The sequence below is a fragment of the Synechococcus sp. OH2 genome (assembly GCF_047462155.1).
Lineage (GTDB): Bacteria > Cyanobacteriota > Cyanobacteriia > Thermostichales > Thermostichaceae > Thermostichus.
Map to the genome: position 1 here is coordinate 17,131 of NZ_JANSIR010000048.1, position 2,200 is coordinate 19,330.

Genomic DNA, 2,200 nt, shown 5'->3' on the forward strand with positions numbered 1-2,200 from the left:
GCAAAACCCCTGAGCAAATTGCCCAGATCCTGGAACGGCTGCACCGGCAGGGATCCCTGGCTTTGGCCACCCGCGTTGAGGCCCAGGTGTACGCCCAGATCCGCTGCCGCTTGCCCCAGGCACAGTATTCCGAGGTGGCCCGTCTGTGTTGGATCCCTCCCCAAAAGGCGCTCAGCCATCCCGGTCAGATTAGCGTGATCTCCGCTGGCACCGCCGATGTGCCGGTAGCCGAAGAGGCCGCTCTCACCGCCGAGCTTTGCGGGTTTGCGGTCAAGCGCCTTTGGGATGTGGGGGTAGCCGGGATCCATCGCCTGTTGCACCACCGCGCCGCCCTGGAAGCCGATGTGCTGATCGTGGTGGCGGGCATGGAAGGGGCCTTGGCCAGCGTGGTAGCCGGCCTGGCGGACTGTCCGGTAATCGCTGTGCCCACCAGCATCGGCTACGGGGCCAGCTTCCAAGGTTTGGCTGCCCTGCTGACCATGCTTAACTCTTGTGCGGCGGGGGTGGGAGTGGTGAACATCGACAACGGCTTTGGGGCGGCCATTTTGGCAGGCCAGATCCTACGCTGTGGACAACGGCTGGCGGCGCGATTGCCTTCGCCTGCCCCCCCTGAGGAGAGAGAAGGTTAAGAAATGTAAAACGATCCTGAGCCGGACAAGCTATACTCGGGCCATGCTGGGGTTTTGGATTTCTCCGCTGGGAGGCTGTTGCCAAGAATTGAGGGATGGATCCCTTCTCCAGGTATCTTTTGTCAGGTGTCTTTGGGGCGCTTCCTCAACGACAACGACCCTAAAAATCTCCTGGAAGGGGTTGTCGATAGATCTGGGATAGCGGTCTGGAGTTGGCTGCACCGAACGAACGATTTTTTTTGACCGGCGTACGTGAAGCTTGCTGCTATGTCAATTGAGGCAATAGATACCACTGTGGCTTTTGTTCAAGGGATAATTCAGTCCTTCACTTGGACAGATCTCTTTTTGGTGGTGGCTCTGGTGTTTTTGGAAGCGGCCCTCTCCGCCGATAACGCCGTTGCCCTGGCGGCTTTGGTCAAGCATTTGCCCACTCCTCAGCAACAAAATCGCGCTTTGCGCTGGGGCATTATCGGTGCCTACAGTTTTCGCATCGCCATTGTGTTTGCAGCGGTTTGGCTGGTGGAGTATCCGCCCGCTCAGTTTCTCGGGGCCTGTTACCTGCTCTGGCTGGCCTGGCAGCATTTTTGCGGGGAAGAAGAAGGATCCGAGCAAGACATCACCCGCCAGGCTAATTTTTGGCAAACCCTGGTGATGGTAGAGCTAACGGATCTAGTCTTTTCTTTCGACAGCATCGCCGCTTCGGTGGGCGTCTCCCGCAAGGCTTGGGTGATCATCCTCGGCGGCATTCTCGGCATCACCTTGATGCGCTACATGGCCTCTTTGTTTTTGCGCTGGCTGGATGAGTTTTCCCGCCTAGAAGATGCTGCCTTTGCCATCATCGCCCTGGTGGGAAGCCTCATGCTGCTGGAGGTGTTTTTCCCCCAAGTTGAGCTCCCGGAATGGGGGATGGTGGTGGCTGTGCTGCCTTTGTTTGTCTGGGGCTTTTCGCAGCGTACAAGCTCCTGCGCGGCAGCCGATGAACAGCCGCAGCCGACCCTGGCCGATCTCAGAGAGTTCCACCCGACCGAAGGGATCCCTGCCAGCCTAGCCCCCCTGCCTGAGGCCGAGCCTGCTCCCGAGCTACAGCCGGACTAAGGAGCCTCACGGACAGCTTGTTCCCGATCCCTGGACCTGGGAGGTCTGGTGGCTAAGAGACGAAGGCTGGCAGGTGCTCCGTAGCCTTGGCTGCTGGAGGCAACAGCAGCAAGTTGTTCGCGTAGTGCGACGGCTCTTAAACTAGCAATGGAACGCAAGCCACGGGAGGGAGGCACCCTGACCTTGCAGTTCTGCTGGAAGTGTTGGGCGAGGTGCTTCAGAAAGGACATTGGCACCAGCATGAACGGCCAACAGCAGCCGCCGGCGGAGAGTCCCCAACCCCAGTCTGGAGCGGGGAAGGGAGATCCCGTGCCCTTGGTGGAGCTACGGCAGGTCTCCAAGCGCTTTGGAACCACGCTGGTGCTTGACCAAGTCGATCTAAAGGTGCATCGGGGCGACGCTCTGGGGCTAGTGGGGCCTTCCGGCACTGGCAAATCAACTCTGTTGCGCATCATCGCTGGCCTGACAGAGCCCGA

The 2,200-nt window shown here is 59.5% G+C and carries 3 protein-coding genes; all 3 read left to right on the forward strand.

Annotation, left to right across the window (positions count from 1 at the left end):
* A partial coding sequence (gene larB / locus NW835_RS03595) for a nickel pincer cofactor biosynthesis protein LarB (RefSeq protein ID WP_414414543.1) occupies positions 1–629 on the forward strand: 629 nt, incomplete at its 5' end.
* 267 nt (positions 630–896) lie between these two features.
* Entirely contained in the window at positions 897–1,724 is an 828-nt protein-coding gene (locus tag NW835_RS03600; RefSeq protein WP_414414544.1) for a TerC family protein, read from the forward strand.
* Positions 1,725–1,964: 240 nt separating this feature from the next.
* The coding region (locus NW835_RS03605; RefSeq protein WP_414414545.1) for an ATP-binding cassette domain-containing protein at positions 1,965–2,200 on the forward strand (236 nt) is incomplete at its 3' end.

What these genes read in the sequence shown, in the direction of transcription:
- NW835_RS03600 (WP_414414544.1), top strand. Translation starts at nt 897, where the DNA reads ATGTCAATTGAGGCAATAGATACCACTGTGGCTTTTGTTCAAGGGATA.